This is a genomic window from Pseudomonas sp. LBUM1670, from assembly GCF_059695695.1.
The window spans coordinates 4,194,897-4,219,800 of the sequence record NZ_CP166783.1 but is presented as its reverse complement, the minus strand read 5'-3'; the positions used below and the strand labels follow the sequence as shown (position 1 = coordinate 4,219,800).

23 protein-coding genes are annotated in these 24,904 nt (G+C 59.8%); 16 read left to right on the top strand and 7 right to left on the bottom strand.

Annotation, left to right across the window (positions count from 1 at the left end; all coding sequences use genetic code 11):
- Positions 1 to 82: 82 nt before the first annotated feature.
- The 4 genes from relA (at position 83) to ACA073_RS19145 (ending at position 5,012) form a co-directional block, all read left to right on the top strand.
- Complete coding sequence (gene relA, locus ACA073_RS19160; RefSeq protein WP_497398642.1) at positions 83 to 2,326, top strand: GTP diphosphokinase; 2,244 nt, start codon at positions 83 to 85, stop codon at positions 2,324 to 2,326.
- 109 nt (positions 2,327 to 2,435) lie between these two features.
- Positions 2,436 to 3,269, top strand: coding sequence for a nucleoside triphosphate pyrophosphohydrolase (mazG, locus tag ACA073_RS19155; RefSeq protein ID WP_497398640.1), 834 nt, complete (start codon positions 2,436 to 2,438; stop codon positions 3,267 to 3,269).
- A gap of 28 nt (positions 3,270 to 3,297) precedes the next feature.
- Complete coding sequence (locus tag ACA073_RS19150) at positions 3,298 to 3,840, top strand: DUF2058 domain-containing protein (protein WP_497398638.1); 543 nt, start codon at positions 3,298 to 3,300, stop codon at positions 3,838 to 3,840.
- Positions 3,841 to 4,064: 224 nt separating this feature from the next.
- Entirely contained in the window at positions 4,065 to 5,012 is a 948-nt protein-coding gene (locus tag ACA073_RS19145; RefSeq protein WP_497398636.1) for a hypothetical protein, read from the top strand.
- 69 nt (positions 5,013 to 5,081) lie between these two features.
- Here the strand turns inward: ACA073_RS19145 and ACA073_RS19140 are convergent, their stop codons facing one another.
- From ACA073_RS19140 to ACA073_RS19115, 6 genes are all read right to left on the bottom strand, one after another.
- Complete coding sequence (locus ACA073_RS19140) at positions 5,082 to 5,270, bottom strand: hypothetical protein (RefSeq protein WP_497398634.1); 189 nt, start codon at positions 5,268 to 5,270, stop codon at positions 5,082 to 5,084.
- Between the two features lie 415 nt (positions 5,271 to 5,685).
- Positions 5,686 to 6,906 carry a beta-ketoacyl-ACP synthase I gene (gene fabB, locus ACA073_RS19135; protein WP_497398632.1) on the bottom strand — a complete coding sequence of 407 codons (1,221 nt, stop codon included), beginning with the start codon at positions 6,904 to 6,906 and terminating at the stop codon, positions 5,686 to 5,688.
- An 11-nt stretch (positions 6,907 to 6,917) separates the two neighbouring features.
- Positions 6,918 to 7,433, bottom strand: a complete 516-nt coding sequence (gene fabA / locus ACA073_RS19130) for a 3-hydroxyacyl-[acyl-carrier-protein] dehydratase FabA (protein WP_003179264.1) — start codon at positions 7,431 to 7,433, stop codon at positions 6,918 to 6,920.
- Between the two features lie 247 nt (positions 7,434 to 7,680).
- Positions 7,681 to 9,582 (bottom strand): ATP-binding protein, encoded by a 1,902-nt coding sequence (locus ACA073_RS19125; RefSeq protein WP_497398630.1) that lies wholly within the window; start codon positions 9,580 to 9,582, stop codon positions 7,681 to 7,683.
- Positions 9,579 to 10,511, bottom strand: coding sequence for an ABC transporter substrate-binding protein (locus ACA073_RS19120; RefSeq protein ID WP_497398628.1), 933 nt, complete (start codon positions 10,509 to 10,511; stop codon positions 9,579 to 9,581). Before ACA073_RS19120 ends, ACA073_RS19125 begins: the two co-directional genes overlap by 4 nt.
- Positions 10,512 to 12,635 (bottom strand): TonB-dependent receptor plug domain-containing protein, encoded by a 2,124-nt coding sequence (locus ACA073_RS19115; protein ID WP_497398626.1) that lies wholly within the window; start codon positions 12,633 to 12,635, stop codon positions 10,512 to 10,514.
- A 197-nt stretch (positions 12,636 to 12,832) separates the two neighbouring features.
- On the opposite strand from ACA073_RS19115, the gene ACA073_RS19110 reads away from it, so the two are divergent.
- The 11 genes from ACA073_RS19110 (at position 12,833) to pyrF (ending at position 22,489) form a co-directional block, all read left to right on the top strand.
- Positions 12,833 to 13,858, top strand: coding sequence for an NAD(P)H-dependent glycerol-3-phosphate dehydrogenase (locus ACA073_RS19110; protein WP_497398624.1), 1,026 nt, complete (start codon positions 12,833 to 12,835; stop codon positions 13,856 to 13,858).
- A gap of 31 nt (positions 13,859 to 13,889) precedes the next feature.
- Positions 13,890 to 14,237, top strand: a complete 348-nt coding sequence (locus ACA073_RS19105) for a DUF4389 domain-containing protein (protein WP_223450364.1) — start codon at positions 13,890 to 13,892, stop codon at positions 14,235 to 14,237.
- Positions 14,234 to 14,686: a phosphohistidine phosphatase SixA gene (gene sixA, locus ACA073_RS19100; protein WP_497398622.1), complete on the top strand. Its 453-nt coding sequence runs from the start codon at positions 14,234 to 14,236 to the stop codon at positions 14,684 to 14,686. Before ACA073_RS19105 ends, sixA begins: the two co-directional genes overlap by 4 nt.
- A 212-nt stretch (positions 14,687 to 14,898) precedes the next feature.
- Positions 14,899 to 16,566, top strand: coding sequence for an AMP-binding protein (locus tag ACA073_RS19095; RefSeq protein WP_497398620.1), 1,668 nt, complete (start codon positions 14,899 to 14,901; stop codon positions 16,564 to 16,566).
- A 32-nt stretch (positions 16,567 to 16,598) separates the two neighbouring features.
- Entirely contained in the window at positions 16,599 to 17,042 is a 444-nt protein-coding gene (locus ACA073_RS19090) for a hotdog fold thioesterase (RefSeq protein WP_497398618.1), read from the top strand.
- 296 nt (positions 17,043 to 17,338) lie between these two features.
- Entirely contained in the window at positions 17,339 to 18,145 is an 807-nt protein-coding gene (locus tag ACA073_RS19085; protein WP_497398616.1) for an alpha/beta fold hydrolase, read from the top strand.
- Complete coding sequence (locus tag ACA073_RS19080; protein WP_497398614.1) at positions 18,142 to 18,996, top strand: alpha/beta hydrolase; 855 nt, start codon at positions 18,142 to 18,144, stop codon at positions 18,994 to 18,996. Before ACA073_RS19085 ends, ACA073_RS19080 begins: the two co-directional genes overlap by 4 nt.
- 50 nt (positions 18,997 to 19,046) lie before the next feature.
- A complete protein-coding gene (locus ACA073_RS19075) occupies positions 19,047 to 19,706 on the top strand; it encodes a glutathione S-transferase family protein (protein WP_497398612.1) in 660 nt (219 codons plus the stop codon).
- A gap of 8 nt (positions 19,707 to 19,714) precedes the next feature.
- Positions 19,715 to 20,521, top strand: a complete 807-nt coding sequence (locus ACA073_RS19070) for a DUF4892 domain-containing protein (protein WP_497398610.1) — start codon at positions 19,715 to 19,717, stop codon at positions 20,519 to 20,521.
- Between the two features lie 69 nt (positions 20,522 to 20,590).
- On the top strand, positions 20,591 to 21,646 hold the full coding sequence (locus ACA073_RS19065) for an AI-2E family transporter (RefSeq protein ID WP_497398608.1): 1,056 nt from the start codon (positions 20,591 to 20,593) through the stop codon (positions 21,644 to 21,646).
- Positions 21,647 to 21,790: 144 nt separating this feature from the next.
- A complete protein-coding gene (gene pyrF / locus ACA073_RS19060; RefSeq protein ID WP_462010175.1) occupies positions 21,791 to 22,489 on the top strand; it encodes an orotidine-5'-phosphate decarboxylase in 699 nt (232 codons plus the stop codon).
- 136 nt (positions 22,490 to 22,625) lie between these two features.
- Here pyrF and ACA073_RS19055 read toward each other — a convergent pair whose 3' ends face one another.
- Positions 22,626 to 23,630 (bottom strand): NADP-dependent oxidoreductase, encoded by a 1,005-nt coding sequence (locus tag ACA073_RS19055; protein ID WP_497398606.1) that lies wholly within the window; start codon positions 23,628 to 23,630, stop codon positions 22,626 to 22,628.
- A 236-nt stretch (positions 23,631 to 23,866) separates the two neighbouring features.
- On the opposite strand from ACA073_RS19055, the gene ACA073_RS19050 reads away from it, so the two are divergent.
- Positions 23,867 to 24,628: an SDR family oxidoreductase gene (locus ACA073_RS19050; RefSeq protein WP_150631761.1), complete on the top strand. Its 762-nt coding sequence runs from the start codon at positions 23,867 to 23,869 to the stop codon at positions 24,626 to 24,628.
- Positions 24,629 to 24,904: the final 276 nt, after the last annotated feature.

Genomic DNA, 24,904 nt, shown 5'->3' with positions numbered 1-24,904 from the left:
TCCTGGCCCCGCGAGTGCATCCCCGGCAATGAAGGTCAGCGATTTGACGCATTGAATCTGCGTCGTAGGGAAGGTAAGCAAGATGGTACAGGTGAGAGCACACCAGCCGATCAACACCGACGGCAGTATCAACCTCGAGGCTTGGCTCGATCATGCGGTCAGTGTCGATCTGGCACTGGATCGCGAAGCCTTGAAGGAAGCGTGCGAGTTCGCTCGTGCGTCTGAACAGCAGGCCAATGCGGCGAAAAACCTGTGGTCCGAAGGGACCTCGAGTTTCCGTACGGGCCTTGAGATCGCCGAAATTCTCGCCGACCTCAAACTCGATCAGGATTCGTTGGTCGCCGCGGTCCTGTACCGCGGCGTGCGCGAAGGCCAGATCGAACTGCCGGCAGTCAGCCAGCGCTTCGGTCCGGTGGTCGCCAAACTCATCGACGGCGTGTTGCGCATGGCGGCGATCAGCGCCAGCCTGAGCCCCCGTCAATCCCTGGTGCTGGGCACTCAGGGCCAGGTGGAAAACCTGCGCAAAATGCTCGTGGCCATGGTCGACGACGTGCGCGTCGCACTGATCAAACTGGCCGAACGCACCTGCGCGATCCGTGCGGTCAAAACGGCAGACGACGAGAAGCGCAACCGTGTCGCCCGTGAAGTCTTCGACATCTACGCGCCGCTCGCCCACCGTCTCGGTATCGGTCACATCAAGTGGGAACTGGAGGATTTGTCCTTCCGTTACCTCGAGCCCGATCAGTACAAGCAGATCGCCAAGTTGCTCCACGAACGGCGTCTGGATCGCGAGCGCTTCATCAGCGATGTGATGAGCCAGCTGAAGAATGAATTGCAGGCCACTGGCGTCGAGGCCGACATCAGCGGCCGGGCCAAACACATCTATTCGATCTGGCGCAAAATGCAGCGCAAGGGTCTGGAGTTCAGCCAGATCTACGACGTGCGCGCCGTGCGCGTGCTGGTGCCGGAAATGCGCGACTGCTACACCGCGCTCGGCATCGTCCACACCTTGTGGCGGCACATCCCGAAAGAATTCGACGACTACATCGCCAACCCGAAAGAGAACGGCTACCGCTCGTTGCACACTGCAGTGATCGGGCCTGAAGGCAAGGTGCTGGAAGTGCAGATCCGCACCCACGCCATGCACGAAGAAGCCGAGCTGGGCGTTTGCGCGCACTGGCGCTACAAAGGCACCGACGTCAAATCCGGCTCCAATCACTACGAAGAGAAAATCTCCTGGCTGCGTCAGGTGCTCGAGTGGCACGAAGAGCTGGGTGATATCGGCGGTCTGGCGGAACAGCTGCGGGTCGATATCGAACCGGACCGGGTGTACATCTTCACGCCGGACGGTCACGCCATCGACTTGCCGAAAGGCGCGACGCCGCTGGATTTCGCCTACCGCGTGCACACCGAAATCGGTCACAACTGCCGTGGCGCGAAGATCAACGGGCGCATCGTACCGCTCAACTACAGCCTGCAAACCGGTGAGCAGGTCGAGATCATCACCAGCAAGCACGGCACCCCGAGCCGCGACTGGCTGAACCCGAACCTGGGTTACATCACCACCTCACGGGCGCGGGCGAAGATCGTTCACTGGTTCAAATTGCAGGCCCGCGATCAGAACGTCGCGGCCGGTAAAACCTTGCTCGAACGCGAGCTCAGTCGCCTTGGCTTGCCGGCGGTGGATTTCGACAAGCTGGCCGACAAGGCCAACATGAAAACCGCCGAGGACATGTACGCCGCGTTGGGCGCAGGCGATTTGCGCCTGGCACAACTGGTGAACCTGGCGCAGCAACTGGTCGAGCCGGAGCGCGGCAACGAACAGCTGGAACTGATTCCGCGCAAGGCCACCGGCTACAAACCGGGCAAGCGCGGCGATATTCAGATCCAGGGTGTCGGCAACCTCATGACCCAGATGGCGGGCTGCTGCCAGCCATTGCCGGGCGATGCCATCGTCGGTTACATCACCCAGGGCCGTGGCGTGAGCATTCACCGTCAGGACTGCGCCTCGGTGCTGCAATTGGGCGGGCGCGAGCCGGAGCGGATCATCCAGGTCAGTTGGGGTCCGGTGCCGGTGCTCACTTACCCGGTGGACATCATCATTCGCGCCTACGACCGTTCCGGTTTGCTGCGTGACGTCTCGCAAGTGCTGCTCAACGAGCGGATCAACGTGCTGGCGGTCAACACCCGCTCGAACAAGGAGGACAACACCGCGTTGATGTCCCTGACCATCGAGATTCCGGGGCTGGATGCATTGGGACGTTTGCTGGGGCGGATCTCCCAGTTGCCGAACATCATCGAAACCCGGCGTAACCGTACGCCGTGACACTGCCCCCCTGTATGAGCGAGGCTTGCCCGCGAAGGCGGTAAACCTGACACAACGCCTTCGCGGGCAAGCCTCGCTCCTACAATGTTTTTTGGTGTGAGAGAAATTGATGTACAGCCTTGAAGACTTATTGCACCTGATGAACTGTCTGCGCGACCCGCAGTTCGGTTGCCCGTGGGACATCAAGCAAACCTACGCCACCATCGTCCCGCATACCCTCGAGGAAGCCTACGAAGTCGCCGACGCCATCGAGCGCGGGGACTTCGATCACTTGCAGGGTGAGCTGGGTGATTTGTTGTTCCAGGTGGTTTATTACAGCCAACTGGCCCGGGAAGAAGGGCGCTTCGAATTCGCCGGCGTCATCGACAGCATCACCCGCAAGCTGATCCGTCGTCACCCCCACGTGTTCCCCACCGGCGATCTGTACGCGCCGCTGGATGTTCCGCGTCTGAGTGAGGAGCAGGTCAAGCAACGCTGGGAAGAGATCAAGGCTGAGGAGCGCGCCGAGAAATCTACGGCGCCGGAACAACTGTCCTTGCTCGATGATGTGCCCGCCGCGCTGCCTGCGTTATCCCGTTCAGCCAAGTTGCAGAAGCGCGCAGGGCAGGTCGGTTTCGACTGGCCGGACGCCTTGCCGGTGCTGGACAAGGTCCGCGAAGAACTCGATGAAGTGCTCGAAGCCATGGCCGACAATGACTCGGTAGCGATTGCCGATGAAGTTGGCGACCTGCTGTTTTCCGTGGTCAATCTGGCGCGGCATTTGAAAGTTGATCCGGAAACCGCACTGCGTGGCGCCAACAGCAAATTCGAAAGACGCTTCCGTTTTATCGAACAGGCATTGCGCGACACCCACCGTCCCATGGAAGATTGCACCCTCGAAGAGTTGGACGCCTTGTGGGGCGAAGCCAAACGTCAGGAAAAGAATTTGCCCAGCTGCGGTTGAGCAGTGGCCTAAGTGAGAAATAAGCACCATGAGCATTTCCCTTCGCGATCAGTTGCTAAAGGCAGGGCTGGTCAACCAAAAGCAGGCCAAACAGGTCGGCAAAGAGAAGCAGAAACAGCAGCGTCTGGCCCATAAAGGCCAGATCGAACTCGATGACTCCCAGCAGCGTGCCGCTCAGGAAGCCATGGCCGAAAAGGTCAAGCGCGACCAGGAGCTGAACCGTCAGCAGCAAGAGAAGGCCGAGGCCAAGGCCCGCGCCGCGCAGGTCAAGCAATTGATCGAAGTCTCGCGTCTGCCGAAGCTGGCCACCGAGGATTACTACAACTTCGTCGACGACAAGAAGGTCAAGCGCCTCTCCGTCAACACGTTGATGCGCAACAAGCTCAGTAACGGTTCGCTGGCGATCGTGCACCATGCCGGCGGTTACGAAGTGATTCCCCGTGAAGCGGCCCTGAAGATTCAGGAGCGCGATCCACAGCGCATTGTTCAGCTGAACGTGCAGACTGAAGAAGCAGCTGCTGAAGACGATCCGTACGCGGCGTATCAGATCCCTGATGATTTAATGTGGTAGTTTTGTTGTAACATATTAACTAGTGTTTACGTGATTTATATGTTGAGCCCGAAAGAGCGTGTCGATACGATCTTTCGGGCTTTCTTTATTCAAAACTAATAACGCTTATTGTGTGGTCTCGATAGACCTGCTCTGCCGATATGTCGGTTGCGTGCTATTCAGGATCAGTGTTTTTTATTTGAGGAGGATTGGCAATTAATAAATAATTTACAAGGATAGTAACAATGTTGATAAATATTGCTTCTTTGCGTCAGCCGACGTTTACGCCAATGTATTCAAGTTTGCGCGCCCCTCGGCAGTCCATCACTGATTATGTAACCATTGAACTGAATGCACGAGTTTCCTATGTGCGCCGGAAACTTGAAATCGCGGCGCTTGCAGCACGAGGGAGATTTCCGGGGGCGGCCTGTCTATTCTTCACCCTGCCCGAGTTTTTCTGGAATATTCCCTGGCGCGAAGTCGACAGTGAAGAGGAGCTTCATGAACTGACAACCGCGTATCTGGACAAAGTTCCGACGTGCATAAAATCCTTAATGGCAGATTTGCCTGTTGAAGAGTATGGGAAGATAGTTTTGCTCGCAGGCAGTTGCGCAGCGTTGATCAAGGTCGGCGAGGGTGAAGGTAGCTACTATGATGTTATAAATTATTTACTGGCGATGACCAATAAAGAATATGAAGTCGATACTCCACTCATGTCGATGTGGCCAAAACGGTACGTGTCCGGTATCGATTTTGGAGATCATGTTGCCTTTGAGAACGGCTATTGGGTTTTTAAGTTGTTTGATGAGGTTTTGGTGAAAGTTAAAGAGCTCAGCAGTGTGCAGGCAGAGCATAGTTATTTTGGCGGTTACGGGGAAACGTTTGTAAACAGTCTCGTCCCAGGTTGTCCGTTCGGCATTAATTTATGCCTCGATTATGTGGTACAGAAAGAAGGTGAGCGCGACAGCGAAATTGAAATCATAGATGCGAAGATTGATTTTCTGATTGCGTGCGGCATGCCGTTCAATTACTTCAAGCGTCACCCGTCCTCGATCCAGTTTGCGATCAGGAACGATGGCATGGGCAGCGGAGAGTGCGAGTTCGTGAGGCTAGAGGATGGTGAGATCGTCGATGCAGTTCCTTCGGAGGTGATCGACACCAACCTTTACCTGGTTTCCATCAATGTCGTGTAAAGCGGGGCGATCCGACTACAACCTGTTCGCAGTGGCTGAAGCAGGCTGTAATCAGTATCTGGATTCGATTCAGCCGTTCGCGGACTCTCGCTTATGTTCCTGCACTTCCAGTTCGGCCTTGTAGCTGTGGGCGTCGGTTTCGGAGTGGAACATCCCGACCAACATGCCTTGTTGGTGCACGTCCCAGATCCGGATACCGGCGGCTACGCCTTCATGGGATTTATGTGAATCGTCGCGTTCAGTTACTTTTACAGTCATCTGCTAGCTCCAATCTCTGTGATATCTGCAGCAAGGCGTGTGCAGGCCTTTGTTATATATTTTGTTAGCTGGCTAAGTAAATGGCAGAATTCGGCAACCCATTTTTACAGAATCGGCAAAAGTCCTGTAGCCCGCGTAATACGCGACCTTCGGTCGCAGGGCGCTGAGTTTCATGACAAAAGCTTCATGTTCGAACTGAAAAAACAACGGCTTTAGATTCGTCACAATCCTTGTGGGAGCGGGCTTGCTCGCGAAAGCGGCGGCACGGTCAATGCTGATGTCGCCTGATACACCGCTTTCGCGAGCAAGCCCGCTCCCACAGGTTTTATGCCTTGCCTGGGCCATTTATTTCAGGCACAAAAAAAACGCCCCGAACCAGTCGGGGCGTTTTTATGTGCAGCGTAGCGGCGGGGTCTTACTTACCCTGCCAGCGCTGCAGTACCAGCGTAGCGTTGGTGCCACCGAAGCCGAAGCTGTTGCTCATCACGGTGTTGAAGGCGACGTCTTCACGAGTCTTGGTCAGGATCGGCATGTCTGCCACTTCCGGGTCCAGTTCGTCGATGTTGGCGGAACCCGCCATGAAGTTGCCTTCCATCATCAGCATGCAGTAGATCGCTTCGTGAACGCCGGCGGCGCCCAGGGAGTGACCGGACAGGCTCTTGGTGGAGCTGATGGCCGGAGCCTTGTCGCCGAACACTTCACGCACACCTTTCATTTCCGCGACGTCGCCGACCGGAGTCGAAGTGCCGTGGGTGTTCAGGTAGTCGATCGGTGCGTCAACGGTGGACATGGCCATCTGCATGCAGCGGATGGCGCCTTCGCCGCTTGGGGCGACCATGTCGTAGCCGTCGGAGGTCGCGCCGTAGCCAACGATTTCCGCGTAGATCTTCGCGCCGCGGGCCAGAGCGTGTTCCAGCTCTTCGACCACGACCATGCCGCCACCGCCGGCGATGACGAAACCGTCACGCTTGGCGTCGTAGGCACGGGAAGCTTTTTCCGGGGTTTCGTTGTACTGGCTGGACAGTGCGCCCATGGCGTCGAACAGGAACGACTGGCTCCAATGCTCTTCTTCACCGCCGCCGGCGAACACGATGTCCTGCTTGCCCATCTGGATCTGTTCCATGGCCGTACCGATGCAGTGAGCACTGGTGGCGCAGGCAGAAGCGATGGAGTAGTTCAGGCCTTTGATCTTGAACGGGGTGGCCAGACAAGCGGAAACGGTGCTGCTCATGGTCCGCGTGACGCGGTACGGGCCAACGCGTTTCACGCCTTTCTCGCGCAGGATGTCCAGCGCTTCCATCTGGTTCAGCGTGGAGGCGCCACCGGAACCGGCGATCAGGCCCGTACGCGGGTTGGAGACTTGCTCATCGGTCAGACCGGAGTCAGTGATGGCGTCTTTCATGGCCAGGTAGGCGTAAGCCGCCGCGTGGCCGACGAAGCGATAGATCTTGCGATCGATCAGCTCTTCGAGGGGAAGGTCAATGGAGCCGGAAACCTGGCTACGCAGACCCATTTCGGCATATTCCGGGTTGAACCGGATGCCAGGGCGGCTTGCACGCAGGTTAGCGGAGACGGTCTCTTTGTCATTGCCCAGGCACGAAACGATGCCCAGACCAGTGATAACGACGCGGCGCATGCGGATAACCCTTAGAAGTTGTCAGTGGAGGTGAAAACGCCGACCCGAAGGCCTTCGGCGGTGTAGATCTCGCGACCGTCGACAGTCACCGAACCATCGGCGATGGCCAGGTTCAGCTTGCCTTTGAGGACGCGCTTGATATGAATGTTATAGGTCACTTTCTTCGCGGTCGGCAGAACCTGACCAAAGAACTTCACTTCGCCCGAACCCAGGGCGCGGCCGCGGCCCGGCAGGCCTTGCCAGCCGAGGAAGAAGCCGACCAGTTGCCACATGGCGTCGAGGCCCAGGCAGCCTGGCATCACCGGGTCACCTTCGAAGTGACAGGCGAAAAACCACAGATCCGGAGTGATATCCAGCTCGGCGACCAATTCACCCTTGCCGTACTTGCCGCCTTCTTCACTGATCAGGGTGATGCGGTCCACCATCAGCATGTTCGGGGCGGGCAGTTGCGCGTTACCCGGGCCGAACAGCTCACCGCGACTGCAGCGCAGCAGGTCTTCCCGAGTAAAGGCGTTTTGTTTGGTCATGCGAGCTCCTCAATAGTCCCATGCGGCAGGTGGGGCAAATCTTCCCGGCCGATCGAAGCGTTCATGCCTCGAATCAGCAGCCTACTCATAGACTATTGCGTTGTGGTGAAAGTCACAGCACCAAGGACATGAATGTACACTTGTGCACTGAAATTTTTATTCAAGCCCCTTTTCGGGCCTGTTCGGGTGCCTAAGACTGCCGCACTTTCGCCTTTCACGCCAGTCGCAGATGGTCGAAAGGCCTGCACTACTGCACCCATCGCTGCAGAATTTGCTGCAAATCAGTGCGTTTGAACGGCTTGGCCAGGTAATCGTTCATTCCCGCCGATAGACAGGCTTCACGGTCGCCCTGCAAGGCGTTGGCAGTCAACGCAATGATCGGCAGGTCGGTGCAACCGGGCAGTTGGCGAATCTGTCGGGTGGCTTCGTAGCCATCGATGATTGGCAGTCGGCAGTCCATCAGAATGGCTTCGAAAATCAGGCTTTCGGCGCTGCGTACCGCCTGAGCGCCGTCGGTGGCGACGCTGACAGTAAAGCCCAGGCTGCGCAACATTGCTTCGATGACGGTCTGATTGACCGGGTTGTCCTCGACCAGCAGCACATTGCGGCCTTCGCCATCACCACTGCCTGTCGGTGCACGCGGCGTCAGCACCGGCAGCATCTGTTTAGACAGTGCCAGCGGGATTTCCAGGGTGAATACCGAGCCGCGACCTTCCTCACTCTGGGCGCGCAAGGTGCCACCCATGCGTTCCGCCAGGGTGCGGGCAATCGGCAGTCCCAGCCCGGTGCCGCCGTAACGCCTTGAAATAGAACTGTCGGCCTGCTGGAACGCGTTGAACATCAACTCCAGGCTTTCGGCCGGGATACCAATCCCGCTGTCGCGCACGGTGCAGGTAAACCACAACAATTCGTGATCCAGCGACTGCCACTGCGGTTCGATGGTGACGCGGCCCTGCTCGGTGAACTTCAGCGCATTGCCCACCAGGTTCACCAGAATCTGCCGGATCCGCGTCGGGTCGCCCTGAACCTGCAATGCACGCATGTCTTCGGGGATCATCAGTGCCAGATCGAGCCCGCGTTGCAACGCGCTGTGCTGGAACGATTGGGCGCAACTGCCGATCAGGTCCGCCAGATTGAACGGAATGTGTTCAAGCTCCAGTTCCGAGCGCTCGATGCGCGAGAAGTCGAGAATATCGTTGATCACTTTGAGCAAGTGTTCGGTTGATTCCGAGGCCAACGCCGCGTACTCGACCTGCTCCTCGGTCATCTCGGTGGTTTCCAACAGTTGCAGCATGCCGAGCACGCCATTCATCGGCGTGCGCAGTTCGTGGCTCATCATCGCCAGGAAATCGGATTTGGCGTTGTTGGCCTTTTCCGCTTCTTCGCGCGTCTGGATCAACTGCGCCATGGCCTGATGCTGTTCACGGCTGGCCTGTTCGAGGCCGCTGGCGAGATTGTTGATGTGCTGCGACAGCGCGCCCAGTTCAGTGTCGTCGACAATCGGCAGCGGCGTTTTGTAGTCGCCGCTCTGGATCGCCTTGACCGCATTGCCGATATCGCGGATCGGCTGCGACAGACTGCCGGCCAGGCGCCGGGCGATCAGGAAGGTAAACAGCAGAGCGAACAGCGCCAGGACGCCGGCCTTGAACAGGATTTCCTGTTGGCGTTTGCTGAAGGCGTCATTCGACAGACCGACGATCACCCGGCCCAGGTAATCCTCGGCGGGGGCGGTGCTGACGACTTTGCTGCCCTGGAAAAACTCATTGTGCAGCGCGATTCGTTGCAAGCGCACCGGCGCCTGGAACACTTCGACCTGTTTCGAGCGGGTGTAGGTTTCCGACGGGTGCTCGACATACACCAGAATACGGTTGGCGCTGTCCTGCACTTCCAGAAAGCGCACGCTGGGCGTGGCCAGGGTGGCCTTGAGCAGGCTTTCGAGCACCTCGTTGTTGCCCGAAATCACCCCGTATTCGGCGGCCGGCGCCAGTTGGTTGGCAATCAGTTGACCGGTGTGATTGAGCTCCTGACGCAGGTCCTGGATCCGCACGAAGGTGAAGAAGCTGATCAGCAGCAAGGTCAGCAGCAGGGCAGGGCCCAGGCTGATGATCTGGGTGCGGGTATTGATGTCCCAACGACGACGGAAAGTCATGGACGGCTTTCTCCTTCAGCCAACTGAGTTGCGACAAACGCTTCATTGATCTGTTCAATGCCTAATGAACGAGCCACTTGTGGGTTACTCAAGACTTTGAAGCGATTGGCGTAATGCGTACGTGGCCAGGTGGTCGGTGGTTGGTCGAGCAGTTCGTCGAGAATCGCCAGCCAGTCGCTCTGGTCGCTGTAGGTGCTAGTCAGGCTTCCGGCCTTGACGAACCCGGCGTTGGGTCCGATCAGCGCGGTTTGCCGCGCGTAGCTGCTGAGCAGCAGGTTTTTCGCGGTCTTGGGGTTGTACAGGTCGGGATCATCGAGGCCCAGCAGCACGTCGCTGTTTCTCAGCAGCGTCTGCAACGGTCGACTGTCATTGGTGTTGTCCCATCGTTCGGTGACGATCTCAAGACCAAGCGGTTGGGCGGCCTGGCGCAATTCATTCAAGAGGAACTCGCTATGGTTGTCGTACAGCACGCCGATTCGTTTGGCCTGAGGAAGCAGTATTTGTGCCAGGCGTAATTGCCGATCAGGCGGCGGATCGCTCCAGAGCAGGCTCAAACGCGCGGGCAGGGTGACGCCCAGGCGCTGACGGGCTTGCAGGCGACTGAGGCGCAATACCAACGTTACCGGGCCTTGGGTATCTTGCAGGCGCCAGTCGAGGCTGGGCAGATCCAGCAGGATCAAACGCAGGCTGGCGGGCAACTTGCCCGGTGCCGGCAGACTGGCCAAAGGCTGGAAACGCACCGTGTCGCCGGGGCGCAATTCGCCAAGGGCCGTCGCAAACGCCTGCATGCCGGGGCTGTCATCGGCACCGGTCAGCAGAATGTCCGCGGCGCTGGCCGACAGGCTCACCAGCCAACCGGCAAACACCAGGCACAACCCGGCCAGCAGGCGGCCAAGGATTGGCGTCTTGCGCGACGGACACCGCAGCATCTAGAACGCCAGCTCCGCGCTGAAGTACATCACTCGGCGCTCGTCGTAGTTGTTATCAACGAAAGTGGTGGGTTGATTGTCGAGACGTTGCTGGAGCACGCCGGCCAGTTCCAGGCTGGCCTTGCCCAGGCCGATGCGTTTGGCGATGCGTGTGTCGATCCGTTCGAAGCGATAACCGTTGAGCGCGTCGTTACCATAATAGAAGAGTGCGCTGTTCCAGCCTTGGCCCCAGTTGCGCAGCCAACCGGCGGAGCCGCTGTTGCGCGCGGTCTGTCGCGCATCCAGCGGATTGCTCGCCTGGGCATCGACGTAGGCATAGGTCAGGCGCAGTCGGTCGGCACTGCCAAGGCGCCAGTCGAGCTGGGTTTCCGCCCCGGTAAAGCGCGAGCTATTGGCGTTGCTGGCGATGTACTGATTGTTGCGCAACGGCTCGCTGATCATGCCGGTGATCTCGTCGTGGAACACCTTCACGTCCACCGCCAGGCCCCACTCGGCGAAGAAGCCGTTGTAGCCCAGTTCCCTTGAACGCATGTGTTCCTGCTCGAGGTTGCCGGGGCCGCGGGTCTTGACGAAATAACGGGCGCTGCTCTGGCCGAAGGCAGCGGGTTGCAGGTTGGTCACCTGGTAACTCCAGTTGACGTTGTTCTCGAACATGTCCGGAGAACGGATAGCTTCCGAATATACCGCGCGCAATCCATGGCGCGGATTGATCAGATAGTTGACCGCCACCCGCGGGGTCAGCGAATTGCCGGTCAATTGTGTGTCTTCGAACATCGCACCGCCCTGCAACAACCAGTGTTCGGTCGCTCGCCACTCGAGTTGGCCGAACGCCCGCCACGTAGTGTCATCGAGCGTGCCGTTGAAATAGGTCTCGGAATCCGCCCGGTCGTAACGATAGTTCAGGCCACTGACCAGTCGCAGACTGTCGGACAGGCTGAGGGTGTCCTGCAATTCGAGGTCGTAGCGTGATTCACGGGTGCTCTGGTCAACGTCACCGCACAGGGTTTGCCGGGCGCCGTTTCCCCACTGGTCCAGCACTTGATTGGCCAGGGCTTGCTCCGCCGCCGTGCCGGCCGGTGCGCCAAGGCCGACGTAGCGCTCGATGTTGCGCGCCAGGCGTTCGGTGTAATTCGGGTTGAGCTGCCAGAGCGCGGTCAGTTCAGGGCTGAACGAGACCTCGGCGTCGCAGGCTCGCCAGGTCTGCTGACGATCCCAGTGCTGGGCCGAGCCTTGAATGTAAAGGCTGTGGTCGGGATTGAGGTCGAGGTTCCAGCGCAAGGAGCCGGCGTAGTCTTTGGCGACGACGTCGGAATTGTTCCCGGCGGTGGTAATCCCCGAGAACACCGGACGGTAGGTATAAGGCCGCTGATTGCTTCCGTCCTTGGCATTTAATTGCCAGTCGAGGCTTTGCTGTTCGTTGAGCGTCTGGCTGACAGCGAGGTTGAGGCGGTTCAGGCGGCGGCTGTCACGATAGTCGGCGCCCTTGCGGTCTGAGTCGAAGCCATCGTCCTGCAGGCCGGACAGCGACAGGCGCAAGTCGCCATCGTCCCAATTCACGCCCTGACTGGCGTAAAAATCGTCGATGCCGCGCTGGCCGCGGGTGACCTTCATCCGCGTGCCTTGGCTGTCGGCCGGATTGCGGGTGATGATGTTGACCACCGCCATCAGCGCATTGGCGCCATAGCTGACAGTATTCGGGCCGCGGAAGACTTCGATGCGCTCGATGTCCTCCATGGCCACCGGAATGTCACTCCAGTCCACCGTGGCCAGGCCGGCGCGGTATACCGAACGGCCGTCGATCAGCACTTGCATGCGCCGTGCTTCGCTGGCGTTGGTGCCGTGGTAATTCACTGCGGCCTGATTGCCGGTGACGTTGCCGACCATCATTCCCGGCACCAGCCGCAGCAACTCGCTGATGTCCCGGGCGCCGCTGGCGTTGATCAATTCGCTGTCGATCACCGTCATGCTCCCCGGCACCGCGGCCGGCGACTGTTTCAGGCGGGTAGCCGTCAGCACGTGCGGCAGCGGTTCGCTGTCGAGAAAAAGGTCGTCGGCCAGCAACGGCGGGCTGAAGATCAGCGCCAGAGCCAGCGGCGAGTGGGGTGAAGAAGAGTAAAACGACACAACACATCCTTGATAGCGCTTTTACTGGGGCGCATGTTAACCGAGCCGGTCGACTTTTCCAGTCAAGATGACCGCATTTTCCTCGGATTTATTGGTCTTCTTCAGACAAGTGCCGGTAATTGACGCGGGGGCTGGCCGCCAGTGGGCCGCTCCGTATAATGCCGACATCGCCACTGGTATGGATTAACGGATTGCATATGACTGAGCAGCGCCCGATTGCGGTCCTGGGAGGCGGAAGTTTTGGTACCGCTGTGGCTAACCTGCTGGCCGAGAACGGGCTTCAGGTCCGGCAGTGGATGCGTGACCCTGAACAGGCAGAAGCCATTCGGGTCAATCGCGAGAACCCGCGTTACCTCAAAGGCATCAAGATTCTCCCGGGAGTGGATGCGGTCACTGACCTGCAAGCCACACTGGAGGCTTGCGACCTATGCTTCGTTGCGCTGCCGTCCAGCGCACTGCGTTCGGTGCTGGTCCCGCACGCCGAACGATTGAGCGGCAAACTGCTGGTCAGCCTGACCAAAGGTATCGAAGCCCACACCTTCAAACTGATGAGCGAGATCCTCGAAGAGATCGCCCCGCAAGCGCGTATTGGCGTGCTGTCCGGGCCGAACCTGGCCCGTGAGATCGCCGAACACGCACTGACCGCCACCGTGGTCGCCAGCGAAGACGAAGAACTCTGTCAACGGGTGCAGGAAGCGCTGCACGGCCGCACCTTTCGCGTGTACGCCAGCGCCGACCGCTTCGGCGTGGAGTTGGGCGGGGCGCTGAAAAACGTCTACGCGATCATCGCCGGCATGGCGGTGGCGCTGGGCATGGGCGAAAACACCAAGAGCATGCTGATTACCCGGGCGTTGGCGGAAATGACCCGCTTTGCCGTGAATCAGGGCGCCAACCCGATGACTTTCCTGGGGCTCGCGGGTGTGGGTGATTTGATCGTGACCTGTTCGTCGCCGAAAAGCCGTAACTATCAGGTCGGATTCGCCCTCGGCCAAGGCTTGAGCCTGGAAGACGCGGTGACGCGGCTGGGCGAAGTCGCGGAAGGCGTGAACACCCTGAAAGTGCTCAAGGCCAAGGCCCAGGAAGTGGGCGTGTACATGCCGCTGGTCGCCGGGCTGCACGCGATTCTGTTCGAAGGGCGCACGCTGAATCAGGTGATTGAATTGTTGATGCGCGGCGAACCGAAAACCGACGTCGACTTTATTTCCACCAGTGGTTTCAACTGAGCACGCTTTTAAAACAGGCAGGGAATTGCACATGAACGATCCGAAAGTAGAAGCCAAGTACGAATCCATCCTGCTACGGGTGTTGTGGATGATCGTCTTCCTGCTGGTCTGGCAGGTGGCGCAATTCATCCTCGGCGCCGTGGTGCTGGTGCAACTGGTCTATCGTTTGATCTATGGCGCCCCGAGCGCCAGCCTGATGAATTTCGGCGACAGCCTGAGCCAGTTCCTGGCGCAGATCGGTCGTTTCGGCACGTTCCACAGCGACCAGAAGCCCTGGCCGTTCGCCGACTGGCCGACGCCGCGTACGCCGGAAGGTGAAGCGCCACACGTCGTGGCGCCTGCGCCGCATCCGGCCCGAGATGAGGAACCCAAGCTATGAAACTCTGGGTATTGCGTCATGGTGAAGCCGAGCCACACGGCAAACGTCCTGATTCCGAGCGGGCATTGACAGACCACGGTCGTGAAGAAGTGTTGCGCACGGCTGCCGAACTGATGGACAAAAAGCTGACCGCCATTTATGCCAGTCCCTATCGCCGTGCGCAGGAGACCGCGCAACTGGTGCGCGAGACGCTGGGGTTCGCGCCGGAGATTCGCACCGTCGAATGGTTGACCCCGGACTACAGCCCACAAGTGGTCTCTGAGCAATTGGTGTCCGTGGATCGCGCATTGCTGGTCAGTCATAACCCGCTGGTGGGCAATTTGCTGGGATATCTGCAGCATGGCCATGTACAGGACCCGGAAAGGGTGGCCACCGCCGGTCTTGCGGAACTCGAAGGGGATTTGCCACTGGCGGGGGCGATGAAGCTCAACAGCATCAAACACCCATAGCATCTGATGCGCTCGGTCCAATGTGGGAGCGGGCTTGCTCGCGAAGGCGGTGTATCAGTCGAAGTTGATGGCGCCTGACACACCGCATTCGCGAGCAAGCCCGCTCCCACAAGGGGCGCCGGCGTTGCTGATTTTTTGTAATGAAATAGTCAACCAAGCAACCGCTTGGTTGACTACGCTTGCTCCAGAACAAAAACAAAGGAGCGAGTCGCATGTCTGCTGCTTTTCGTTTGCCGCTGGACGTCTTTTACGAGCGTGAGGCCCGTCATCCCCGTCAGCGCTTTCTGGTTCAACCGGTGGGCGGCGGTCAGGTCGAAACCCTGACCTGGGAAGACGTCGGCCATCAGGCCCGTTGCGCCGCGCACTGGCTGCGGGCGCAGGAATTGCCGCAAGGCAGCCACATCGCCCTGATCTCGAAAAACTGTGCGCACTGGATCATCGCCGACCTGGCGATCTGGATGGCCGGGCACGTTTCGGTGCCGTTGTACCCGAACCTCACCGCCGAAACCGTCGCGCAAGTACTCGAACACTCCGAAGCGGCGCTGGCGTTCATCGGCAAGCTCGATGACTGGCCCGGCATGTCCCGCGGGGTCAGCCCCGACCTGCCGACCATCAGCCTGCCACTGCATCCGCCGGGCCGCTTCGATTTCAGCTGGGTTGACCTGCAAGCGTGTTCACCGATCCAGGACGACCCCAAACCTGCCGCCGACCAACTGGCGACCATCATTTACACCTCCGGCACCACCGGCATGCCCAAAGGCGTGATGCACAGCTTTGGCACGCTGGGGTTCGCCACCACCCACGGCACGCAATTGTTCGGCCTCAATGAGTCGGATCGGCTGCTGTCCTATCTACCGCTGTGCCATGTTGCCGAACGAATGTTCGTTGAACTGGCGTCGATTTATACCGGGCAAACCGTGTTCTTTGCCGAGAGCCTCGATACTTTTCTTGCCGATTTGCGGCGTGCGCGGCCGACTGCACTGTTCGGCGTGCCGCGCATCTGGACCAAGTTCCAGATGGGCGTGTACAGCAAGATCCCGGCGAAACGTCTCGACTTCCTGCTCGGATTGCCCTTCATCGGCAAGCGGGTAGGGCACAAAGTGCTTGCCGGGCTTGGGCTGGACGCCTTGCGCGTCGCGCTGTCCGGCGCGGCGCCGGTGCCGCAGACCTTGCTGCTGTGGTATCGAAAGCTCGGGCTGGACGTGCTGGAGGTGTACGGCATGACCGAAAGCTGCGGTTATTCCCACATCGGCCGGTCCGGCGAGAACAAGCCCGGCTGGATCGGCAAGCCTTGCCCGGAGGTTGAAGTGCGGATCGCCGAATCGGGCGAGGTCATGGTGCGCAGCGGCGCGACCATGCTCGGGTATTTCAAGGAGCCGGAAAAAACCGCCGACACGATTACCGAGGACGGCTTCCTGCGCACCGGTGACAAGGGCGAGCAAGACGCCGAAGGCAACCTGCGCCTGACCGGACGGCTGAAGGAGATTTTCAAGACCAGCAAAGGCAAATACGTGGCCCCTGCACCGATCGAAAACCGCCTTGCAGTGCATTCGCGGATCGAACAGGTGTGCGTGGTCGGCGACGGTTTGAGCGCGCCGCTGGGATTGTGTGTGCTCTCCGCGGTCGGACAGCAGGACGCGGGCGGAACCGCGCGCGCCAGCTTGCATTCAAGCCTGGAAAAACTGCTGGAGGAGGTCAACGACGCCCTTGATAAACATGAGCGCCTGCGCCGCCTCGTGGTGGTCAAAGACAGCTGGGCGGTGGAAAACGGTTTTCTGACTCCGACCCTGAAGATCAAGCGCAACGTAATCGAAGCGGCTTACGGTGCCCGGTTCGAAGAATGGAGCGAGCGCAGCGAAGTGGTGCTGTGGCAGGATTGAGTCACAAACAAAACCAACAAAGGATGTCTGCAATGAGTTTGTGGCGTACCACTCCCAGCATCGAGCAGTTGAACGCATTCCAGAAAAACACCATCGGCGAAGTGCTGGATATCCGCTTCGAGGCCGTTGACGAAGAGTCGCTGACCGCGAGCATGGTCATCGACCACCGCACGCACCAGCCTTATGGTCTGCTGCATGGCGGCGCTTCAGTGGTACTGGCGGAAACCGTCGGCTCCATGGCCAGTTATTTGTGCATCGATGCGAGCAAGTTTTACTGCGTGGGCCTGGAAATCAACGCCAACCATTTGCGCGGGTTGCGCAGTGGGCGAGTGACAGCAGTGGCCAAGCCGATTCACATCGGGCGTACGACCCATGTCTGGGATATACGGCTGACCAGCGATGAGGGCAAGGCCAGTTGTGTGTCGCGGTTGACCATGGCAGTGGTGCCGTTGGGAGAGAATCCGCCGGCCCGTTGATTGTAGAGTGACCGACACTTTTCGGGCCAAGGATTTTCCGTGGCGAGGGAGCTCGCTCCCGCGGGGCTGCGAAGCAGCCCCCTGCCGGAATCCCGTTCTCCCGTCACACGGCGCTCACCGGTTTTGCGGCTGCTGCGCAGCCGAGCGCGAGCAAGCTCGCTCGCCACAAGGTCCCGATTTCTGAATAGCCCATGCCCCTGACCGGACTGTCATCTTCCCTGGCAGTTACGGTCATTGCGGAACGCGGTGGGCTTGCGGACAATCGGGTTCTGTTTTTCGTTGATGGATCGACCGGTATGTCGCAGCTGATATTTTTCGCCCACGCCAATGGTTTTCCTTCGGGGACCTATGCCAAGTTGTTCGCGGCGCTGGCGCCCGAGTATCAGGTGACGCATCTGGAGCAGCACGCCCACGACCCGCGCTTTCCCGCGGACGACAACTGGCACAACCTGGTGGACGAGCTGATTCATCACCTCAAACAGCAGGCGGAACCGGTGTGGGGCGTCGGCCATTCCTTCGGCGGCGTGCTGCACCTGCACGCCGCGTTGCGCTGTCCCGAGTTGTACCGCGGCGTGGTGATGCTCGATTCGCCGGTGCTGACCCGCGCCGATCAATGGGTGATCCGCGCAGCCAAACGCTTCGGTTTTATCGACCGCCTGACTCCGGCGGGTCGTACGCTGGGACGTCGGGAAGAGTTCGCCGACCTCGAAAGCGCGCGACGCTATTTCGCCGGCAAAACCCTGTTTCGCAGCTTCGATCCGGAATGTTTCGACGCCTACCTGCAACACGGTTTGCACAAGGTCGGCGACAAACTGCGGCTGCGATTCGACCCGGCCACGGAAATCAGCATCTACCGCGGCGTGCCCCACACCAGCCCCGGCAGCGCTCGGCAGTTGAAGGTGCCGTTGGCAGTGGTGCGCGGACACAAGAGCCGCGTGGTGATGCGTCATCACGCCAGTTCTGTCGGTCGCCTGCCGTTGGGCGAATCCCTGACCATGCCTGGCGGGCACATGTTTCCCCTCGAACGTCCCCAGGACACGGCCGTGCTGCTGAAAAATCTGTTCAGCCGCTGGGACGGTCGTCATCAGCAGGATTGTGCATGAGCCATGTCGTCGAAGAAGTCCGCCTGAGCCTGCCGCACATCGAGCTGGCAGCGCACCTGTTCGGTCCCGAAGACGGTTTGCCGGTGATCGCCTTGCACGGCTGGCTGGACAACGCCAACAGCTTTGCCCGGTTGGCGCCGAAGCTCAAAGGGCTGCGCATCATTGCGCTGGACATGGCCGGTCACGGTCATTCCGGGCATCGTCCGATGGGTGCCGGTTACGCGATGTGGGACTACGCCCATGACGTGCTGCAAGTCGCCGAACAGCTTGGCTTGAAGCGTTTTGCGCTGATGGGGCACTCCATGGGCGCGATCGCTTCGTTGATCATTGCCGGGTCGTTGCCGGAACGTGTCACCCATCTGGCCTTGATCGACGGCATCATTCCTCCTACAGACAAAGGCGAAAATGCTGCCGAGCGCATGGGCATGGCGCTGCAAGCGCAGCTGGATCTGCGGGAGAAAAGCAAACCGGTCTACAACACCCTCGACCGCGCCATCGAAGCGCGCATGAAAGGTCTGGTGGCCGTCAGCCGCGAAGCCGCAGAACTGCTGGCCCAGCGTGGCTTGATGCCGGTGCCGGGCGGCTACACCTGGCGTACCGACAACCGCCTGACGCTGCCGTCGCCGCTGCGTCTGACCACCGAACAGGCCATGGCCTTCGTCCAGCGGGTCAGCTGTCCTGCGCTGCTGGTCGTCGCGGCCGACGGCATGCTCGCCAAACATCCTGAGTTGCTGGAGCGTCTACCCTTTAGCCGTGAACAGCTGCCTGGCGGCCATCATTTGCACTTGAATGACGAGCGCGGTGCCGACCTTGTCGCAGACTGTTTCAATCGGTTTTTCGCCGTTCCTTGACTTGCGCCGGGCAACTGTCGAGGCTGGGCGGGTTGAAATGGGAGACAACCATGATAGATCTCTACACCGCTGCGACCCCGAATGGCCACAAGGTTTCTATCGTGCTCGAGGAACTCGGCCTGCCCTACACGGTGCACGCCTTGAGTTTCGACAAGAAGGAACAGAAGTCCGCGGACTTCCTCAAGATCAACCCCAATGGCCGGATCCCGGCGATTGTCGACCGCGCCAACGGCGATTTTGCCGTGTTCGAATCCGGCGCCATCCTGATTTACCTCGCTGAAATGACCGGCAAACTGCTGCCCAGGGATCCCAAAGGGCGTTCGGTAGTTTTGCAGTGGCTGATGTTCCAGATGGGCGGAATTGGCCCGATGCAGGGTCAGGCCAATGTGTTTTTCCGATACTTTCCAGAAAAACTCCAGGGCGCCATCGACCGCTATCAGCATGAAACCCTTCGGCTCTATGAAGTGCTCGACACGCGCCTGCAAGACGTGGAGTTTCTGGCCGGCGATTACAGCATTGCCGATATCGCCACCTATCCGTGGGTGCGTGGCCACGAGTGGTCAGGTGTCGCCGTGGACGGCTTGACGGCCTTGCAACGCTGGATGGCAAGTATGGAAGCGCGTCCGGCGGTGCAGCGTGGGTTGCTGGTTCCCGAACGCATCGACGACGCCAGCGTCGTCAAGGGTGCCCAGGCCATGCTGATCCGATGAGCTCATCCATGCGTTCAATCAGTCTGCTGGCACTGTGTTGTTTCAGTCCTCTGTTGTTTGCCGCCGATGTGCCGGGCAGTCAGGACCTGCCTATCGTGCCGCGCGTGGCCGATTCGCAGATCGTTGACTATCGCCCGGCGGTCGAGCTCGAACGGATCTACCCGCTGGGTTCCATACGCAAGATCAGCGGCCAGTTGCGCTTCGACGGTCAGGTCAGCGCCCGTGGACAAACCACGTCGGTGACCTACGAGCTGCCATCGGAGCATTCGTCGATCGAGGCGTTTACAGCCGCTCGCGAAGCCTTGCAGAAGCAGGACGCCGAATTGCTGTTCTGGTGCCAGGCCCGTGATTGCGGTGAAAGCAGCCTGTGGGCCAATGAAGTCTTCGGCAATGCCAAGCTCTATGGCGCTGACGATCAGCAAGCGTATTTGCTGTTGCGGCTGGCGGCGCCAAAGGACAACACCCTGGTGGCGCTGTACAGCATCACTCGCGGCAATCGCAAAGCCTATCTGCACGTCGAACAGTTCGACGCTGCCGCACCGCTGGGTGATCTGCTGCCCACCTCCGCTACCTTGTTGCGAGAGCTCAAAAGCACCGGCGAGCTCGACTTCCCGAAACTGACAAATGCGCCCGACGAGACTTGGCTGCGCTTGCTCTCGCGCGGCCTGAACCTGGACACGACCTTGCGGGTGAGCGTTTCCGGGCCGAATGCCGAAGTCTGGCGTCAGGCATTAATGAGTCAGGGCGTACGGTCGGCGCGGATGGAGACGGGCAGCGTCGAAGGCTCTGGTCTGCACATCGAACTGTTGCGATAAGCTGTATCAGGCGGACGCGTCGGCCGCGTTCGCCTACTCTTTTGCGGACTGACTTTTTTCGAGATTCGGATGATCAATAACGATCGGCTGTTGGTGCAAATCCTGCTCCTGGTGCTGTTTGGCGCGAGCTTCTGGGTGATGGCGCCGTTCTGGTCGGCGTTGTTCTGGGGCGCGGTGCTGGCGTTTGCCAGTTGGCCGCTGATGCGTTTGCTGACGCGTTGGCTCAAGGGTCGCGAATCCCTGGCGGCGGCATTGCTGACCCTGGGCTGGATGTTGCTGGTGGCGGTGCCGCTGGTGTGGCTGGGTTTCAACCTGGCGGACCATGTGCGCGACGCCACGGCGTTCATCAAGGATGTGCAGATGGATGGCTTGCCCGAGGCACCGACCTGGTTGGGCAGCGTTCCTTTGGTGGGCGGGCGTCTGGTGGTGATCTGGAACAGCATCGACCAGCAAGGCGCGGCGATGATGGTGTCGCTCAGACCTTATCTGGGGCAGGTCGGTAACTGGCTGTTGGCGCGCAGTGCACAGATTGGCGGCGGCATTCTCGAGCTGACGCTGAGCATTGTGTTCGTGTTCTTTTTCTACCGGGACGGTCCGCGCCTGGCGACGTTTGTCCATGGGCTGCTGCAACGGTTGATCGGTGATCGCGCCGGGTATTACATCGAACTGGTGGCGGGCACGGTGCAACGGGTGGTGAACGGTGTGATCGGGACGGCGGCTGCTCAAGCGGTGCTGGCGTTGATCGGGTTCCTGATTGCCGGAGTGCCTGGCGCACTCGTGCTCGGCATCGTCACCTTCCTGCTCAGCCTGATTCCCATGGGGCCGCCGCTGGTGTGGATACCGGCGACCGCCTGGCTGGCCTGGAAGGGCGAGTATGGGATGGCGGTGTTCCTCGGGATTTGGGGCACGTTCATCATCAGCGGGGTCGACAACGTGCTCAAGCCTTACCTGATCAGTCGCGGTGGGAATTTGCCGTTGGTGATCGTGCTGTTGGGGGTGTTTGGCGGGTTGCTCGCTTTTGGTTTCATCGGCCTGTTTATCGGGCCGACGTTGTTGGCCGTGGCGTATAGCTTGTTGAACGACTGGAGCAAGAGCCAGGCGCGTGTGGAAGATCGCCGGCCTTGAGGTTTTTTTGTCGATGCTCGACACAATTGGCGAAGGGGCTAGTCTTGGCTGAGCGCCGACGACGATTTACCGATCATCGGGTCCCGCAGCCGCGCTGGTTCCGCTACAATGCGCGCCGATTTCGTCCTGCCTGAGAGCCCGCACATGTCCGTCTGCCAGACTCCTATCATCGTCGCCCTGGATTTCCCCACCCGTGACGCCGCACTGAAGCTGGCCGACCAGTTGGACCCGAAACTGTGCCGGGTCAAAGTCGGCAAGGAACTGTTCACCAGCTGCGCATCTGAAATCGTCGGCACCCTGCGTGACAAGGGTTTCGAAGTGTTCCTCGACCTCAAGTTTCACGACATTCCGAACACCACCGCCATGGCGGTAAAAGCCGCGGCGGAAATGGGCGTGTGGATGGTCAACGTCCATTGCTCCGGCGGTCTGCGCATGATGGCTGCTTGCCGTGAAGTGCTGGACCAGCGCAGCGGCCCGAAACCGCTGCTGATCGGCGTGACCGTGTTGACCAGCATGGAGCGTGAAGACCTGGCGGGCATCGGCCTGGACATCGAACCGCAGGAGCAGGTCCTGCGCCTGGCGGCACTGGCGGAAAAAGCCGGGATGGACGGTCTGGTGTGCTCGGCACTGGAAGCCCAGGCCTTGAAATCGGCTCATCCGTCGTTGCAACTGGTGACCCCGGGGATTCGTCCGGCGGGCAGCGCTCAAGACGATCAACGCCGCATCCTGACTCCGCGTCAGGCGCTGGATGCCGGTTCCGATTATCTGGTGATCGGCCGTCCGATCAGCCAGGCGGCGGATCCGGCCAAGGCGCTGGCGGCCGTGGTAGCCGAAATCGCCTAACCAGACACAGTAGATCCATGTGGGAGCGGGCATGCTCGCGAAAGCGGAGTAACAGTCAACATTATCGTTGAATGTAAAATCGCCTTCGCGAGCAAGCCCGCTCCCACATTAGTTTGTAGGCATTTCAGATATTGCGTTAAACCTTCAGAACCAACTTCCCGAAATTCTCGCCGCTGAACAACTTCATCAGCGTCTCCGGGAATGTCTCCAGTCCTTCAACAATGTCTTCCTTGCTCTTGAGCTGCCCCTTGGCCATCCAGCCGGCCATTTCCTGCCCGGCAGCGGCGAACTGCGCGGCGTAGTCCATCACTACAAAGCCTTCCATCCGCGCGCGGTTTACCAGCAGCGACAGGTAGTTGGCCGGACCTTTGACCGCTTCCTTGTTGTTGTACTGGCTGATGGCGCCGCAAATCACCACCCGTGCCTTCATGTTCAGGCGGCTCAGCACCGCGTCGAGGATATCGCCGCCGACGTTATCAAAATAAACGTCGACGCCTTTCGGGCATTCGCGCTTGAGGCCGGCGACGACGTCTTCGCTCTTGTAATCGATGGCGCCGTCAAACCCCAGTTCGTCGATCAGGAACTTGCATTTGTCCGCGCCGCCCGCGATGCCGATCACACGGCAGCCTTTGATCTTGGCAATCTGCCCGGCAATGCTGCCCACCGCCCCGGCCGCGCCGGATAGCACCACGGTGTCACCTTCTTTCGGCGCACCGACATCGAGCAGGGCGAAGTAGGCGGTCATTCCGGTCATGCCCAGCGCGGACAGATAACGTGGCAGCGGTGCCAGTTTCGGATCGACCTTGTAGAAACCACGAGGCTCGCCAAGGAAGTAATCCTGCACCCCCAGGGCGCCATTGACGTAGTCACCGACCGCAAAGCCTGGATTGTTCGAAGCCACGACTTTGCCTACACCCAATGCGCGCATGACCTCGCCGATACCGACGGGCGGGATGTAGGACTTGCCCTCGTTCATCCAGCCGCGCATGGCCGGGTCCAGGGACAAGTATTCGTTTTTGACCAGGATCTGACCCGCGGCCGGTTCGCCGACCGGTACTTCCTGATAGGTGAAAGTCTCGCGGGTAGCCGCGCCCACCGGACGTTTGGCGAGCAGGAATTGGCGATTGGTCTGGGTAGTCATGACAGGCACTCAAGATGAATGAAGCCTTGTTGATAGACCTTCATTGCCGCCGCCGCAAGTTTGGCTGATGCGGCGAATGCAGGCTGATCCAGTGCAGTGATAGTCACGCTGGCCGTTCTATCACTGCAACTCATGGGCGCCCAACCGGCCTTCTGATAGTGCTGCCGTGGCGGTAACGCCTGTGGCTAGACTGGGCGCACGCGAACCCACGCATTCTTCTCTTCGAGGACATAACAATGAGCATGACGTTTTCCGGCCAGGTTGCTGTCGTAACGGGCGCCGCCAACGGTATCGGCCGCGCGACCGCCCAGGCGTTCGCCGCCGAAGGGTTGAAAGTGGTGGTGGCCGACATGGACACGGCCGGTGGCGAGGGCACCGTGGCGCTGATTCGCACGGCGGGCGGCGAAGCGACCTTCGTGCGCTGCAATGTCACCCTGGAAAGCGATGTGAAAAATCTGATGGACGAGGTGGTGAATACCTACGGCCGTCTCGACTACGCCTTCAACAATGCGGGCATCGAGATCGAGAAAGGCAAACTGGCCGAAGGCACGGTCGACGAGTTCGACGCGATCATGGGCGTTAACGTCAAAGGCGTCTGGCTGTGCATGAAGTACCAGTTGCCGTTGTTGCTGGCCCAGGGCGGTGGCGCGATCGTCAACACCGCTTCGGTCGCCGGCCTCGGCGCTGCGCCGAAGATGAGCATTTATGCAGCGTCGAAACACGCGGTGATCGGCCTGACCAAATCGGCGGCCATCGAATACGCCAAGAAAAAAATTCGCGTGAATGCGGTGTGCCCGGCGGTCATCGACACCGACATGTTCCGCCGCGCCTATGAAGCGGACCCGAAGAAAGGCGAGTTCGCCAACGCCATGCACCCGGTGGGTCGTATCGGCAAGGTTGAAGAAATCGCCAGTGCCGTGTTGTACCTGTGCAGCGATGGTGCTGCGTTCACCACGGGGCATTCGCTGGCGGTAGATGGTGGCGTCACGGCGTTTTGAATCGTGTCTTTGGTTGATTGTGTACATATCCGTTTTTGCGGGTTCCGCTCTTACAGCGGGTCACTTGGAAGAGCCCCAAGTAACCAAGGGCTTTTGCCCCTTTCGTTCGGTGGCTCGCTAAGGCTCGGCATGCCCTCGAGGGGGCGTATACCTCAAAAGCCAAATCAAAAGCCAAGGCGAGGCGGCCTGATAGCCGACCTGACGTCTAGTCCGGCCAGGTCATCAGCGGTGAACACCAACGCCATGCCCAACAGATATCCAATGTGGGAGCGGGCT